Raw genomic sequence first — 14,386 nt, forward strand, 5'->3', positions numbered from 1 at the left:
TTTTCCTCTTCAATGTTCAGTTTGATGCCTTCGGCTGCAAATTGGCCTCGCAACAACTCGATATTTTACCCAGTTCATCGAAAACGCTGCGCAGGATAAAGGTCAGCCCGATTTCACCCTCTGGCGAGATACCCAACCCATTGTCACGGCTGAAAGCCCCTGTGCAGCCAACATCGATCAGAAACGCGATTACCCCTTTCATCATTTCGATGTCTTCGACGACATCATTGACATTTATAGGGCGCTGATCCTTTACTTGAGCAACAAGGCTTGTTCTTGGCGCTGCGGTCTCCATTTTTCCTTTCCCCCGGGTCTCGTTTTGGTTGAATGAATCAATCAGCCAAGATATTCACGCTCTTGGGCTTCTATTTCTGCTCGTTTTTGTGCAACATTGCGTCTGTAGCCGTCTGCTATCCTGACAATGCCGGGAGAGCACTCCCACCGTTCGCCCACCTTCCGGACCATGTTCTTGTGCTCCAGAGTTTTGAGATAGCGGTAGACCTTGTCCGCCTTGAATCCTGATTCGGTTTCAATCTCTTTTGCGGTTAATCCCCTGAAAATAGGATCACAAAGGGAAAAAAAGAGAGAGAGGCATTCGCACGTTCCCCGATTGATGTATTTCTCTTCCGGCATGGCAATTCCTATTTTTTGATGCCTTTTTTCTTCAGCTCTCGCTTGAGCTGCTGCATTTCCGATATGTTCTTCTCCAATTTTCCCAGGGCCAGCATGGCGAGATCCTCTTTTGTGGTCACCTCGGCCCCCTCGGCTGCCACAATAGCCCGCGCCGGCTCCAGGGATTGGGTGATACGGTGGATGGCAAAGAGGAAATAGGCCTTGACCGGGTACTCCACCGGCTTAGAGAGGTAGTGATTGAACATCTCATACGAGAGCGGCCGCTGGCACTGGCCGTTCTTGTGCCCATCTTCAGTACGGCCCCAGTAGGTGTTCATGGCGTCGCAGACCTGCTCACGACTCAGACCGGATTCGCGAATGCTCCGTTTGATGGCTGCCGCGATTTCAATGCAGTCCTCGGCCTCGCTGGCCGATTCGCGGGTAACTTGCGGTTGCGATGAGCTGCACTGTTCGGCAATCTCTTCCTTAGCTGCTGTGTAGGTGGCAAGAGCATCAAAGATGTTCAATTGCCCGGCTTCTGCAGCTTTTTTTGACTTGTTTGAACGTGGTGTCATGCGTCTATTCCTTGTTCGTATTTAGACGGTGACGACTCGCACCCGATATGCTACTTTCTCTACAAAAGCCTTGTTGATGGATATTTTCCTAACCATCATCAGCTCTGAGGGTGACGAATATTGCGGGAAGATGAACGCTGCCGCTTTCTCAGCGGTTGGTGAAACTCATCGTACCGGGAGGGCCAGATCACCCACGGTTCAACACCGATAATATTGGCGATGATTCGTTCCATGGCTGGCCAGGATTTGCGGAGGGCGTCGAACGGGGAAACCTTATGGTAGCCGTTTTCCAACCCAACACGGGTCATGCTGTAGCCTTTCTTGCCCAAGGCAGCTTTGATGTCCCAGGGGTGCCAGTCACCTGGTGAAGGTGTTTGCATTGGCATGTATGTCCTCCTACCTCTTGATTTAGGACTGATTTTCGTCGACCTTGAAACCTGTCCTGGTTTTATGATTCACTTAGAAATAACACAATTGGGTTCGTAGTCAAGGGAAAATAAAACCCGATATGGTTCTTTTTTTGTTTGAATGGTCTCGGCGACAATGCTGAATGGGTGCCTAGCTGCGATAAACGGCCCTTTTGTTATCTGAAATCACAAAGGTGAAAACCTAATCGGGTCTCATGCTTGTTAACCCGGCAGCTATAAAAAGTAGGCGAAGGTATGAATGATTTTGGGGAAAGGTTGAAATTGGTGAGGGGTAACATTCCTCAAAAGGAGTTTGCCGAAAAAGTTGGATTCCATTTCAATACAATTGGAAGGTGGGAAAGAGGTGAAAAATATCCTACCCAACCAGATATATGTAAAATCCTTTCCAATTATCCTGAGATTAATCCTTCTTGGTTGTTAACTGGAAATGGCGCTCAACTAGTGGTCGATGATTTGGAGATCAGGAAGATGGCTTTACTTGAACCAATCGATCACGATCAGTGTGATTGCCAATCGGAAAAAAGACTTGAGCGCAGGAGGCAGCTTCTACAGAGAAGTCCAAAGGAATTGTATGATGAAGATTTCGAACTTCTAGAGCATGTTTTTGGCAAAATAATTGAATTTAGAGAAAAATATCCTGATGCGCTCAAGCAGGAGGATTACGCTGAAGCCTCTACAATAGCATACAGCCTGTGCCAAAAAGAAAACCTCGCTTCAGGCGCTTTGATTTGTTCGGTTGTTCTGGAGTGGTTAAAAAAAAAGGACGAAACTTTTAAGCTGGTATAGCTGCCCCCCCTGGCAACCTCATCAGGTTCCATTACCTTAAAGATGAACTGATTCGCTTTTCCACTGCCACTATCCTTGGCCCAAAACGAAACAAGTTTCGTTTTACCTAGCCGCCCCCATCAAAACGGAAACCGGTTTCCGGTTTCCCTCGCCCCTTGGATTAAAAACAAACTAATTCGTTTTTGAACGCCCCCCGTCGCCGCCGCCCCAAAGCTTCCAAGCCAATAGCGTTAGAACCTTGTTTAAAATTCTCTGTATTTGACAGGACATGTGCGGCCCATACCTTGGGCCGCGCTGCATTAAAAATTCACCAGAGGGCGTTTTTACGCTTCCCATCCTCTGGCTCTCTGCTCTCCTATCTGTAGAGCGGCAGACATCCTGCCCGCCCGCCCATGAAACAGGTTGGTCTCTCTACTATTTCTAATGGGGGTGACCTGTTTTCGTTCGAAAAACGGAATTGCCTGCGTTGCCCTAAAAAAATCGACAACCGGTTTCTGTTTTGGCCTCCAACTGACACCCCACAATCCGCAAAAACGCTCTCCTTCCCCTGCTGCCAGAAGAACCCGGCGCATCGATTTTCAAATCCTACATTATGGATTTTATTAAAAAAAATCAGCATAGCGGTCTCGTTTGCAATTGAAAAAGCCGTGTTTATTTGTTCGAATGCGTTCGGGTGAATTCATAAAGCTGGAAATTAAAGCAATAGCGTTGAGGCTAAAACTATGAAGGGCGAGAGGGCATCTGATCGGCTTCCCGATATGGAACACCTTACGGGATCGCTGAAGAAGATCGCGGAAGTCATAGGCGTAGAGAAAACCGTCGCGCTGTCGAAAATTCTCGGGGGGAGATGGTTCTATATTTGCGGGATTGATTCTCTCGAAAGAAAAATTAGAAATCGCCGCATTCGTGATGAATACGACCGTGGAGGTGTGACTGCTGTTGATCTTGCCCGGCAATTTGGCCTGTCTCAAAGCATGATCCAAAAAATACTGAGTGAGTGATATGACGACTGCGAGCAAAACGATGGCGCCAATCCCGCCGGAATATATGCCCAAACCGGAAGAACTTCCCGGCGATTTGGAAATAATTGCTGAAGTGATTGGGGTTGAAAGCGCAATAGCGCTTTCCCGTGAGTTTCGGGGTTGCAAACTTTACGTCGCGTTTATCGACCGAGCGATGCGAAAAAGCGCGGAACAGGAAAAGGATGTGTCGTGTCATCCTGACACAAATCAACCGGATTCTTGATCGACCTTCGGCAGGAATACGGTGACTCGAAATATTTTCAACAAAAGGAGCAGTTATGCAGACGCAGCAAATGATTGAAAAAAGAAGAGCCTTGCTTAAAGAGATCCAGCAAACAAAATCAAAATTGCATCATCTTCCATACCTTGATGGAATTCAGCGGGAAAGATGGGATGCACATTCACGCATGGAAAACATAATGTCCCGGTATGGAACCAATAAGGAAGCGTGGCCAGGGCATATACCTGCTGAATACAACAGAGCCAAGGCAACGGTCGAAAGTGCCGATTCCAAAGTGAAGGCCGCTAAAGACGAAAAAGCGCAGATTGATGCACGACTGGAAGACCTTCAGGCGCAGTTTGACGCCCTTTGTCAGCAGATTTCGGCCGCTGACCTCTTGCCCATGCAGGCCACCGTCACGGATTTGTCGCAGAAGATTGAAAATCTGAAGGTACTGGTTGCCGAGGAAGAAGGGTGCGGGGCCGAAGATGGCCAGGGGAATAACCATCCGCTGGTACAATTGAACAAAGAAAAAGAAGATTTACTTGCCGCCATTGCTTGCGGAGAATCCAGCGATGAAGAACGTCTAGCGGATCTTTCCCAGGAAATATCAAAAGAAGAAGAGTTGCAAGATAACCATGTCAATGCCCTGATTACATCATCTCAGAAAATTGCGGGCCTCAACCGGAAGATTAAGCAAGCAGAGCAAGAGCTTGCCCTTGCCCAACGGAACTACCTCGACGGCTTGACCATGTTTCTTGATCAGGAGTTGGAAAAGGCAGGCGGCAATTATGTCAAAGACGCCGGCAACCTTGCGGCGGCATATTCCAAAGTGATTGCGCTTGCCGCAATTCTCGAGAAGTGCGGGATGACCAAGAATGTATTTGGCACATATACCCGCCAGTTTAAAATCCCTTCCTTCCTCTTGGACACTTGCATGGCGCATGAAATCTCGGACAAAAACGGCGTGCTTTTTCAGTTCGACGGGAGCGACGTTCAGGAAAAGATTGATGCCGAAATCGAACGGATTGGTCGTCTTGGAATCAATATCCCCGTGGGAGTTACAGCTTCCCTGTAAAGGGAAAAGCGGCAGCAACCGGCCTTGCTGATTGTTCACCGACGAAAGAATGGAGATCGCCACTTCCTCCGGCGCTCCGGCTCGTGGTGCGTCGGTGAACAATCAGCCTTTTGAGCAACCCCTGAGGCTGATACAATTCAAGGTGCCACATCCATTCAACCTGAATATCCCGACCATATCGAACCGAACCTTGTAGATCAGGAGGGAACATGGCGACGGTAACAATATCGGAGATAGCGCAAGCGCTCAATATGAGTTGGATAGCGGCCGGAAGGAAAGCAATACGTGAAAAATGGATTGCCGAAAGATATTCCAACAGCTCAGGGAACAAACGAAAATTCCCTGTAGAGCGGTTACCGATCATGGTCAGGTTGGCTGTGCTGAAACATGAAGCCCTGCAAATTGATCATCGGCTTGAACTGCAACCTGCTCCCCCGGCAAAGCTGACCAGGAAAGACAAAGAGAAATATCCTGATCAGACGCTTATGCTGAAAGATTGGCAATGGGATGTGTTCGAAGCCAGAATCGCATTGTTGCGGGAATTCGAACAGCTCAAAGCCAAAAATGGAACCAACAACGCCATAAAAGCGATGTTGGCCATGATTGAACAAAATCTTTTGCCGACGCCACTCAAACAATTTGTCTATCGGGCGAATGCCAGGCGTGGCGGAGAAAGGAATCTGTCCAGGTCAATGATATTGGGGTGGCAGCGGACTGTAAAAAAACACGGCATCTTGGGCTTGATTCCACGGGCTGTCAAAAAGAAGAAAAATCAGGTGTGGCGGCCCTATTTCCAAGAAATAATCAATGTTTCGCCAGAAATTTCCATCCCAAAAGCACAAGAAAAATTGAAGTCGATTCTTCCGGTGGGAATGAAGCGGCCGTCCTACCACCAGCTTCTCAGAGCACTGAAAAAGGACTCCCTTGTTGAGAAAGTATACAGGGTCAATGGCTCATTCATTCCGATCAATCCAACGAGTAAAACCAAAGACGTATTTTATGTCACCCTGAAAATCGATCTCGAGAAACCTTTCGTCAGCCTGAACCGCCTACAAGAAATAATTGCCCAGCGACCCGAGATTGACAAGGACATCAGGACCTCTTTTTCGCAAGCCGTCAAACATATTATTCCCTTGTTGACTCGTCACACTCCGCTCCGACTGCAGTCTCCACTCACAGAAGAGGAGATTGCCCAACTCAATCGATACAAATTCGGCACGCATAAAAAGGACAGCGCAAAAGCGAAAGGTATTTTGATGATCGACCAGAATGCGACTTTGCTTGACATCGGCATCGCCACGAATGCGTCCAAAGGCAATATTTATCGGTGGTTGAGAGAATTCAACGCCAAACGAGTAGCGTCTATTGAAGTAACGGTGGACTGCCCAGAACGGGAAGAGCAGAGGGAACGTCGAAAAACCAGGGTAATCGACATCATTCACAACCAGCCTGAAACCTATGGCATCAACAGGACATCATGGACTTACGGGACTATCTCCAAGGCCTATGCTCAGACATACGGAGAAGAATGTTCCCCGAGTATAATCCAGACCATCGTCAAACGTACAGGATATACCTGGAGGCGAGCAAGGAAGGTTTGGACAAGTCCTGATCCCAAATACAAAGAGAAAATCAGCAAAGTCCTAGATACGCTGCACGACTTGCAAGAGGGGGAACTGTTCTTTTTTATCGATGAAGCCGGACCATATCAAGTGAAGCAATACGGCGGGGTTTCGTTGGTGGAAAAAGGCCAGAATCCGGAGGTTCCCGAACATCAAAAATCGAAAGGAAGCATTCAGCTCATTGCAGCCCTTGAGGCTCGGACAAACCAGGTGGTCTGGTCTTATATTCGCAGCAAAGGCACAAATAACATCATCTTCATGCTTGCTCAACTGTGTGACCTCTATCCAACGGCTCCACGGATTTTTGTGACTTGGGATTCAATATCCTCCCATGGGAGCAAAGACCTCCTTTCGTGGAAAGACAGTCACAACAGATCGACAAAAGAAAAAGGGTCAGGGCCGCTTGTTGAAATCGTTCCCTTACCCTCAAGGTCCCAATTTTTAAACGTGGTTGAAGCCGTATTCAGCGGCATGAAACGAGCCGTCATTCATAACAGCAACTATGGCTCCAAAAAGGAAATGGAAGCGGCCATTTCTCGCCACTTCGAAGAAAGAAACCTGTTCTACAAGAACAACCCTAAACGAGCAGGCAGTAAAATTTGGGATCGGGAATCGTTCGATCTCGAGAAACTGCCCGGCGGGCTTTACAGGAAGATGTGACCGTTGTTTATGGCAAACTTCTTTTCTTCTAAGCTTGCTGTCCTAGTCGCTCACGTCTAATGGCCGGAGAACAATCACCTGTCTCTCGGCAATATCGAATTTACAATAGACCAAAGGAGATCCACGTGTGGAATTCAACAGCGGCAACGCTCAGGCCGACTGAAATCAATCCTATCGAGAATCAAGTACCGGAGTGGGTTGAGCTAATCCCCTCCGGAGCGGTTATCGGGCGCGATGGCCGACGCTGGATGAATAGCGACCCACTTGGCATTATTCAGGCCTTTATTGCCCGTTGCTTGGACTTGCCGGTTGACATCGAACACTCTACTGAATTGAAGGCTCCCAAGGGAGAGGCCGCGCCGGCAGTGGGTTGGGTTAGAGAACTGAAAGAAATTGCTGGGGCAATATGGGGAAGGATTGAATGGAATGAGGCTGGCCGGCAGATTGTCGCCACCAAACAATATCGATATTTGAGCCCTGTTATTCGATATGGACGAACCAATGGGGATATCCTCGATCTGACCTCCGTAGGTCTCACCAACATGCCAAATTTGCACCTCCCGGGGCTTAACCAAAGCGTATGGCAGTGACTTGGCGATCAGCACCAGGGCACTGAATGCCACTGAACGAGCCGTCTGTTCCATGATGGGTGTCACGGAAGAGGAATATTTAAAAACGGCCATGCATACGAATGACCAGGCGGTGGCCACCTCGGCACTGAATGCCACTGAACGAGCCGTCTGTTCCATGATGGGAGTCACGGAAGAGGAATATTTGAAAACGGCCAGGCATACGAATGACCAGGCGGTGGCCACCAGGGCACTGAACGCCACTGAACGGGCCGTCTGTACCATGATGGGGGTCACGGAAGAGGAATATTTGAAAACGGCCAGGCATACGAATGACCAGGCGGTGGCCACCTCGGCGCTGAATGCCACTGAACGGGCCATCTGTTCCATGATGGGAGTCACGGAAGAGGAATATTTGAAAACGGCCAGGAGTGAGTAATTTTTTATTTTTGGAGGCTACGATGAAATCGATGCTAAAAAGGAAAGGAAAGACTTTTAAAGCAAGAATGAAGATAACCAAAAGGGGGGGATGTTTTTCAGGCCTCCAATCACTCCCCGCAATTCAAAAATTCGGTGCAGGAAACATGAGGCATGTCTACACCGAACCCCTATTGGCTTATCCGGCATCAAAAACCAACCTAAAATTTGACAACCCGCGTTCAAACTTTCAAGATTCATCTTGGCTCTGTCAAGATCGCGATTTTTCCGATTATCCCGATTTTTGCGCTTCAATTATCCCGCGCCGCTACTAAGCGACAGCGGACCGTTTTCTGGCCGCCGCTCCCGGCCCTGAGCAGGCGGCCTACATCGGCAACCGCTTGGCGCGGTATGCACGGTTTCTTGAGCTGGTCGAGACAGGTCCGCCCGATGTGCTGTGGCAGGGCTTGGCGCTGTGGGATCTGGGCCTGCACTTCGAGGTGCACGAGATTCTGGAGCACGCCTGGCTGCGCGCCCACGGGGAGGAAAAGGTCGTGCTCCAGGCCATGATCCGAGCGGCCGGGGTGTACATCAAAGGGGAATATGGATTTGCTGACGGAGTAGGCAAGCTGGCCGCCAAGGCCCTACCGGCGCTGGCGGCCAATCGGGCGCGGCTGGCCGCCTACACTGACCCTGATCGCCTGCTCAACGCCCTGCGCAACCTCGAAGAACCGTCGCCGCTCCTGCTTGCCTGAACAATTTTTCCTCGGTTCTGCGCTGCGGCAGGGTTGACGCCGCCGCGTGTTTCCGAGTAAGGTGGCGATCCGATGATGGCCGCCCCTGCGACGATCATTGAAAAGGAACCAGCCTTTTCAGGTTCCGCACACCGCACGCAACGCTGCGCCCGTAGCTCAGCTGGATAGAGCACCGGACTTCGAATCCGGGTGTCGGGGGTTCGAATCCCTCCGGGCGTACCAAATATCAAGGGGTTAGAGATTTTTCTCTAACCCCTTTTTTGCGTTTTCCGGTACTTCTCCGGTCGGTGCTCGAGATTCCTTGTTCGAATAGGAGTTTTTCTACCTTGCTTTTCACGCCCCTTTTCGGCGTAGTGTCTCACGCACAAGGGTAAGGTATTCGGATTTTATCAGAGAACAACCCTGAGCATCAACGGAGTCATTATTGATAGGAACAATCAAATTCTCAAGGAACCTGCTCATCTGGTTAACTCATTTTTTATTTAAGAAGCCGGCAGATGGTCCGAAAAGAACTATTGAACATGTAAAGTTCAGTGAACGCAGGCCAACCAGGAATCAGCAACCTCAAGGAGCAACGATGCAGGTCGGTAACGCTACAACTCCCACCACGATATTTTTCCGAAACAACGTATCCGTCAAAGCGACATTGTTTGAACCGGATACCCCCATCGTCCATGAGGAACTGGATTTGCCCAGTCAGAAGGCGCTAAGCGGTAGGTCGGCATCCTCTTTGCAAAATTCGTTCTCCATGCCCGGCATCAGCGAGTTCCAAAACCAACTCGAAAAGCAGGGGCAGATGGAACAGTCCATAGTAATTAAGAAAGGTGATCAGGTGGTAGGTACGGTCGGCCGCAATGGCTGGGCTATGTTGCAGGAATCCTCGATTCAAGGGGTATGGGAGAAAGCAAACAACAACCCTGCCAACTTTGCCCAAATGCTCAAGCAGCAGGGGTACGAGGTTGAGACCTATCAACCGGGTAATGGGCCAACCTATGCCGAGGTTCATGAAATGATCCACCACGAGAGCTATAGTACACTGATAGCCCGGCAGTCGGTTGAATACTGCCGTGAGTTGTCCAGTTTATCAGGCGGTTCCGTTTACTGAGTTGCGAGCACGGAATGCATAGTATGACATTTTCAGGCAACGTTATATTGCTCCTGATTCGGTGAAAAAAGATCAATAAAATTCCCGCAAATTTAAAATCAATATTTTGAAATTTCAGTAAAAAAATTGCAACATGAGTCTGTCCCCTCAAACTCACTTGGCAGGTGGAAAAATGAAGCGATTGATCCTGGAACAGAGCAATGGCTCTCTATCGGCTGAACATTTCGGTTCCTACCAACGGGAACTTTTGGCCTCGTCGAGTATTTTTCTCAAGAGTGAGGCGATTTCTTTCTTGGCCAGAGGTTTCATCGCAAAACCCTTTATGCCGAGCAATTCCGCCTTCTCTTCCGAAATCAAATTGCTGTAGCCGGTGCTGAGGATAATGGGAATATCAGGCCGTATCTGCAATATTCGAAGGGCCAGGTCACTTCCCGTTAATCCCGGCATTGTGTGGTCCGTAATCACAGCATCAAAAAAGTCTGGTTGATTCTGAAAGGTTGCCAACGCATCTAAACTGTTGGTCCGGCCTGTCACTTTATATCCCAGTTGCTCCAGCATCAGCGTCCCCAACTCAACCAGGATTTCTTCGTCATCCACGAACAGAATGTGCTCGACGCCGGAAGGAGCGATTTCTATTTGTTCAAAGAGCTGAGGCTCCACACATTCGGCAACCGGAAAATAGGCCCGAAAAACTGTTCCCTTCCCGACTTCACTTTCACAAGTGACGAAACCTTCATAACTCGTGACAATCCCGTGGACGATGGACAATCCCATTCCGGTTCCTTTGCCCACCCCTTTGGTGGTGAAAAATGGATCAAAAATCCTGTCCCGGATTTCAGGCGAGATTCCATTTCCGGTGTCGCTGACAGAAAGTTCCACAAACTTTCCGGGTTGCGTCGCTGAAATATGCTGCACCTCCAGTGCGGACAAATCCTTGTTCTGCACCGTGATCTCCAAAACCCCTCCTGTATTTTCCATGGCATGAAAAGCATTGGTGCACAGGTTGATGAGTATCTGATGCATCTGAGTCGGATCGGCAACAATGGGCCACACAGAGAAGTCGATATTCTGCTTGATCAGTATAGTTGAGGGAAGGGAGGGGCGCAGGAGCTTGATGGCCTCTTGAATGACAAGAGATGGGGTCAAAGAGATGCGTTTTGACTCAACCTGTCGGCTGAAAGCAAGAATCTGTTTCACCAGGTCACTGGCCCTGTTGCCTGCTTGATTGATTCTATCGAGAAATTTGCTCACTATCGGATCATGGGAGCTCATCTCTCGCGCCATTTCAGCATACCCAAGAATTGCTCCGAGGATGTTGTTGAAATCATGGGCTATGCCGCCAGCCAGCGTGCCAATGGCTTCCATTTTTTGGGATTGAATCAATTGCGCCTGCAGCTTCTTTTTTTCCTCTTCCGTCTTTTTGGTTTCAGTGATGTCTCGCGAAAAACTCGCCACCTGAATAACCTTGCCCTGATTGTCGAGTATAGGGAACAGGCGAATACGGTAGAACTTTTCCTCGCGGGGGTCGTCATATTGCACCAGTCTTCTCTCGTAGAGAATCTGGTCAATCGCTTTGCGGCGCATCTCTACAGATTCGCCCGGCAGAAGGTCAAAAATATTTTGCCCCCTCATCTCCCCTACACAAAGCGTGCGCCTTCGAGCGGCGTTTTCATTTAAGTCGAGGATAGTTCCGTCCGGCCTGACCAGGATCACCGAGTCGGAGGTGGCGTTGAAGAGCGCCTTGAACCAGGCGACATTTTTTCTGAGTTTTTCCTCGGTGAATTTTTTATCGGTAATATCGCGAATACTTTCAATGGCGCCGATAATTTTCCCCGATTGATCGTGCAGCGGCGAAGCTTTTGCAAAAACCCATGCGCCCTGCTTTCCGTTGAACAGCGCCTTGCAGAACACTTCCGTTGTCAGCGTTGATTCTTCCCTTAAAATGTGCGGATAGAGCAAAGCAACATCGTCGTTGTCTTCAAAAATCAGATCAATGAGTTGTGGGCGGGCCTCGCCGTAAAACGGCACGGTGTATGCGTATTCGCCTTTTCCCAGCATGTCCGTTGCCGACAACCCTGTCATTTTTTCGATTGCTTTGTTCCAGATAATGATCCGCCCCTTTCCGTCGACCGCAAACGTGGCGTCCGGGAGAAAATCAATGATGTCGGTCAATCGTTTTCGTTCCTCCTGCAGGGCTGCTTCCGCCCGTTTCCGCAATAACGCCTCGCCGATGTGTGAGGCTATGCCTTCAAGAAGTTCAACCGATTTTTTCGAGAAACTTCCTCGCTGTTTATTGCTGAAGTGGATGAGACCAACAACCTCTTCTTTGACCCGAATCGGAATCAACGCAAACGACGCGTACCCGTTGTACACGCACCGGTTGCGCGGATGAAACCTTGGATCTGTTTCAGGCGCAATATCGAGAAGGGATCGGGAATCGTTCACCCAATAACTGCCGCCTTGGGTGTAAAACGGGTGGGCGGGATCGACCTTGCCGGAAAGAACCAACCCGCAATCGCAGGCCAACCGGGCTTTTCCGTTCTTGTCGCGGCATATTGCGCCGTCGTCGGTGTATTCAAGCAAAGAGTTTTCCTTTCGCAGAAAGGCGTCAGAAAAACCACGTTGGGCATAAAAAGGGAAATCCTCGCCTTCCTTCAGACGTATCCCGACGGCGTCAAACCCGGTTCCTTGCTTTAATACTTCGATAATGTGATGAATCGATTCTGGCAAGGTCCCCAGGCCACTGAGGATCTGTAATATTTCACGGCTCAGTTCCCCATAGACCTCTGATTTCTTGCGTTCCGTGATATCCCGGAAAAAACAGTGGGTTTGTAGAAATTTTCCTGATGAATCCCGTCCTACCTTGCCGTCAAAAGAAACGGCGACTCGTGAGCCATCCCTTCTGAGCATCTCAATCTCAGCGGATTGAACGACTCCGCGTTTTTTGAATTGGGGAAAATCCTCAGAGAAAAAGGGCTGACAAGCAGGATCAAGAAATTCGGTGAAATTTCTGCCTATGACGTCTTCGCGCGTCCGCCCCAGGGTGTGAAGCCAGGTCTGGTTGACGTCAAGGAGGTGTCCGTCTTCATCGAGAGATTGATAACCAAAGGGCGCAAGTTCAAACAACTGTTTCAGATTATTGTAAGTGGTTCGAAGCTGTAACTCTCTTTCTCTCAATTCGGAGAGTTGTTGTTTTAAAGAATCCAATTCATTGGAATCTGTATTGGAAAGATCACTCATCGGAACTCCATAACAAAACAAAAATATGCCGCAGTCCTTGAAGGCCTTGCCATTATGGCAACTTAGCCCATCAAAATATAGTTACAGAGCCTCTTGAGTTTGTCGAGTACTTCTTTCCCGGCAGGTTCCGCTTCCAATGAGCCTAATACCCAATCAACAGCTCGGTTCGCACCTGCTTGCTCATTGAGTGCTTCAGCTCGACTTCCTTGATCAAGAACAACAAACCAGGAAACCGGCCGCGAAGTCAGGCGGGCAGTCTCTTTCCTGCGGCAGCGGAAAATTTACCAAATTCGGCGTCAGCATCAAGGATGTGCGACAACAGCCAAGTGTTCAAGAAGGTCAACAATTCAAAAGAGAGCTGGCGCTTGCCGCTGGTACAACTCTCCCGCATCGCTTCTAACCGTTTGACGAATTGATCATGCCGAATTTTGTGCATCGCCAAGTCAGGGTACTGGCATTCCCGCATCAGTTCTTCCTCGGCTGAGAAATGGTACCGCGTATAATCAGTCAGGGCAGTGAAGATTTCCGCCAAATCCCATCCGGGCGTATCGTTGACAAAAACGTCATAAATCTTGTTGAGTAAATAGATGAGATGACGATGATGGCCGTCGATCTCATCTATTCCGATCGAATAATGTGGGCTCCAGGTGACCAGGTACATTTTCTACATGCTCGCTTTAAAACAATTTTTCCAGCAGATTTATTTTTTATGAGGCAAGAGTCAGGGTTGTTGCCGCATACAAACTGGAGATGTGTTCCGTTGACTCTCGAGTGAACGGACAATCATTGGGCTGTTTTGAAGGTCAAAATATAGGTAAATTTACCTAATTGTGTCCAGATATTTTCACTTGGGGCAGCTAAAATTTTTACCGGTACAATAATATCGAAATTGAAATTGACCCTGCCGCGATCCACCCGGCGACCTCACCGGACAACGGTTGTCAGTTGCCAATCAACAGCTCGGTCCGCACCGGCGACCGGCTCTTTTCCTTCTTGCTCGAGATTTGACTGGAATCATTCCATTTCCAAATCAAGCGAAGCATGATGCACAGCGCAAAACATCGCCGACGAAGGTCTGTCATATAAACGCGAGATCTCTCCCTTCGGTCGAGACGACAAAAAATTAGAACGTTGGCCAAGGGGTAAAAACAATCGTTTTTCAGGAGGTTCTTTGGGGCCGTCATATAAAGGCAAGAGTCGAAAAATTAGATAAGCTGGGGTGAGGAGAAGAGACGAAGTGTCAAAGGCATATAGCCTCTCGAAATGCGAAAATCTCTTCTCACCCTGGCGCCTTTGA

At 49.0% G+C, this 14,386-nt stretch carries 17 protein-coding genes and 1 tRNA gene; 11 read left to right on the top strand and 7 right to left on the bottom strand.

What is annotated here, in order from left to right; genetic code table 11:
- Positions 1 to 16 precede the first annotated feature (16 nt).
- The 4 genes from RCH93_RS13535 to RCH93_RS13550 all read right to left on the bottom strand — a co-directional run bounded on the left by RCH93_RS13535 (position 17) and on the right by RCH93_RS13550 (position 1,573).
- Positions 17 to 295 (bottom strand): hypothetical protein, encoded by a 279-nt coding sequence (locus RCH93_RS13535; protein WP_306548950.1) that lies wholly within the window; start codon positions 293 to 295, stop codon positions 17 to 19.
- Positions 296 to 336: 41 nt separating this feature from the next.
- The gene (locus tag RCH93_RS13540) at positions 337 to 633 is read right to left on the bottom strand and encodes a helix-turn-helix domain-containing protein (RefSeq protein WP_306548951.1); all 297 of its coding nucleotides are present in this window, start codon (positions 631 to 633) and stop codon (positions 337 to 339) included.
- 8 nt (positions 634 to 641) lie between these two features.
- Positions 642 to 1,187, bottom strand: a complete 546-nt coding sequence (locus tag RCH93_RS13545) for a hypothetical protein (RefSeq protein ID WP_306548952.1) — start codon at positions 1,185 to 1,187, stop codon at positions 642 to 644.
- Positions 1,188 to 1,285: 98 nt separating this feature from the next.
- The gene (locus RCH93_RS13550; RefSeq protein ID WP_306548953.1) at positions 1,286 to 1,573 is read right to left on the bottom strand and encodes a helix-turn-helix domain-containing protein; all 288 of its coding nucleotides are present in this window, start codon (positions 1,571 to 1,573) and stop codon (positions 1,286 to 1,288) included.
- 276 nt (positions 1,574 to 1,849) lie between these two features.
- Here RCH93_RS13550 and RCH93_RS13555 point away from each other — a divergent pair, with 276 nt between their 5' ends.
- The 11 genes from RCH93_RS13555 to RCH93_RS13605 all read left to right on the top strand — a co-directional run bounded on the left by RCH93_RS13555 (position 1,850) and on the right by RCH93_RS13605 (position 9,849).
- Positions 1,850 to 2,401 carry a helix-turn-helix domain-containing protein gene (locus tag RCH93_RS13555; protein ID WP_306548954.1) on the top strand — a complete coding sequence of 184 codons (552 nt, stop codon included), beginning with the start codon at positions 1,850 to 1,852 and terminating at the stop codon, positions 2,399 to 2,401.
- 722 nt (positions 2,402 to 3,123) lie between these two features.
- A complete protein-coding gene (locus tag RCH93_RS13560; protein WP_306548955.1) occupies positions 3,124 to 3,402 on the top strand; it encodes a Mor transcription activator family protein in 279 nt (92 codons plus the stop codon).
- A 1-nt stretch (position 3,403) separates the two neighbouring features.
- Positions 3,404 to 3,646: a hypothetical protein gene (locus tag RCH93_RS13565; protein ID WP_306548956.1), complete on the top strand. Its 243-nt coding sequence runs from the start codon at positions 3,404 to 3,406 to the stop codon at positions 3,644 to 3,646.
- Positions 3,647 to 3,701: 55 nt separating this feature from the next.
- The gene (locus tag RCH93_RS13570; protein WP_306548957.1) at positions 3,702 to 4,721 is read left to right on the top strand and encodes a hypothetical protein; all 1,020 of its coding nucleotides are present in this window, start codon (positions 3,702 to 3,704) and stop codon (positions 4,719 to 4,721) included.
- A 209-nt stretch (positions 4,722 to 4,930) separates the two neighbouring features.
- The gene (locus tag RCH93_RS13575; RefSeq protein WP_306548958.1) at positions 4,931 to 7,003 is read left to right on the top strand and encodes an IS630 family transposase; all 2,073 of its coding nucleotides are present in this window, start codon (positions 4,931 to 4,933) and stop codon (positions 7,001 to 7,003) included.
- Between the two features lie 125 nt (positions 7,004 to 7,128).
- A complete protein-coding gene (locus RCH93_RS13580) occupies positions 7,129 to 7,593 on the top strand; it encodes a phage protease (protein WP_306548959.1) in 465 nt (154 codons plus the stop codon).
- Between the two features lies 1 nt (position 7,594).
- Complete coding sequence (locus RCH93_RS13585) at positions 7,595 to 8,011, top strand: hypothetical protein (protein ID WP_306548960.1); 417 nt, start codon at positions 7,595 to 7,597, stop codon at positions 8,009 to 8,011.
- A 22-nt stretch (positions 8,012 to 8,033) separates the two neighbouring features.
- A complete protein-coding gene (locus RCH93_RS13590) occupies positions 8,034 to 8,324 on the top strand; it encodes a hypothetical protein (RefSeq protein WP_306548961.1) in 291 nt (96 codons plus the stop codon).
- A gap of 66 nt (positions 8,325 to 8,390) precedes the next feature.
- Positions 8,391 to 8,744 (top strand): DUF309 domain-containing protein, encoded by a 354-nt coding sequence (locus RCH93_RS13595; protein WP_306548962.1) that lies wholly within the window; start codon positions 8,391 to 8,393, stop codon positions 8,742 to 8,744.
- Between the two features lie 145 nt (positions 8,745 to 8,889).
- Positions 8,890 to 8,966 (top strand) — tRNA-Arg (locus RCH93_RS13600).
- 202 nt (positions 8,967 to 9,168) lie between these two features.
- Positions 9,169 to 9,849 (top strand): hypothetical protein, encoded by a 681-nt coding sequence (locus RCH93_RS13605; RefSeq protein ID WP_306548963.1) that lies wholly within the window; start codon positions 9,169 to 9,171, stop codon positions 9,847 to 9,849.
- 231 nt (positions 9,850 to 10,080) lie between these two features.
- Here the strand turns inward: RCH93_RS13605 and RCH93_RS13610 are convergent, their stop codons facing one another.
- The 3 genes from RCH93_RS13610 to RCH93_RS13620 form a co-directional block, all read right to left on the bottom strand.
- Positions 10,081 to 13,089 carry a PAS domain S-box protein gene (locus tag RCH93_RS13610; protein WP_306548964.1) on the bottom strand — a complete coding sequence of 1,003 codons (3,009 nt, stop codon included), beginning with the start codon at positions 13,087 to 13,089 and terminating at the stop codon, positions 10,081 to 10,083.
- A 244-nt stretch (positions 13,090 to 13,333) separates the two neighbouring features.
- The gene (locus tag RCH93_RS13615) at positions 13,334 to 13,750 is read right to left on the bottom strand and encodes a bacteriohemerythrin (RefSeq protein WP_306548965.1); all 417 of its coding nucleotides are present in this window, start codon (positions 13,748 to 13,750) and stop codon (positions 13,334 to 13,336) included.
- A 353-nt stretch (positions 13,751 to 14,103) separates the two neighbouring features.
- A partial coding sequence (locus RCH93_RS13620) for a hypothetical protein (RefSeq protein ID WP_306548966.1) occupies positions 14,104 to 14,386 on the bottom strand: 283 nt, incomplete at its 5' end.

Origin of the sequence: Desulfobulbus sp., assembly GCF_030824455.1 — a bacterium.
In the GTDB taxonomy this organism is placed as follows: domain Bacteria; phylum Desulfobacterota; class Desulfobulbia; order Desulfobulbales; family Desulfobulbaceae; genus Desulfobulbus.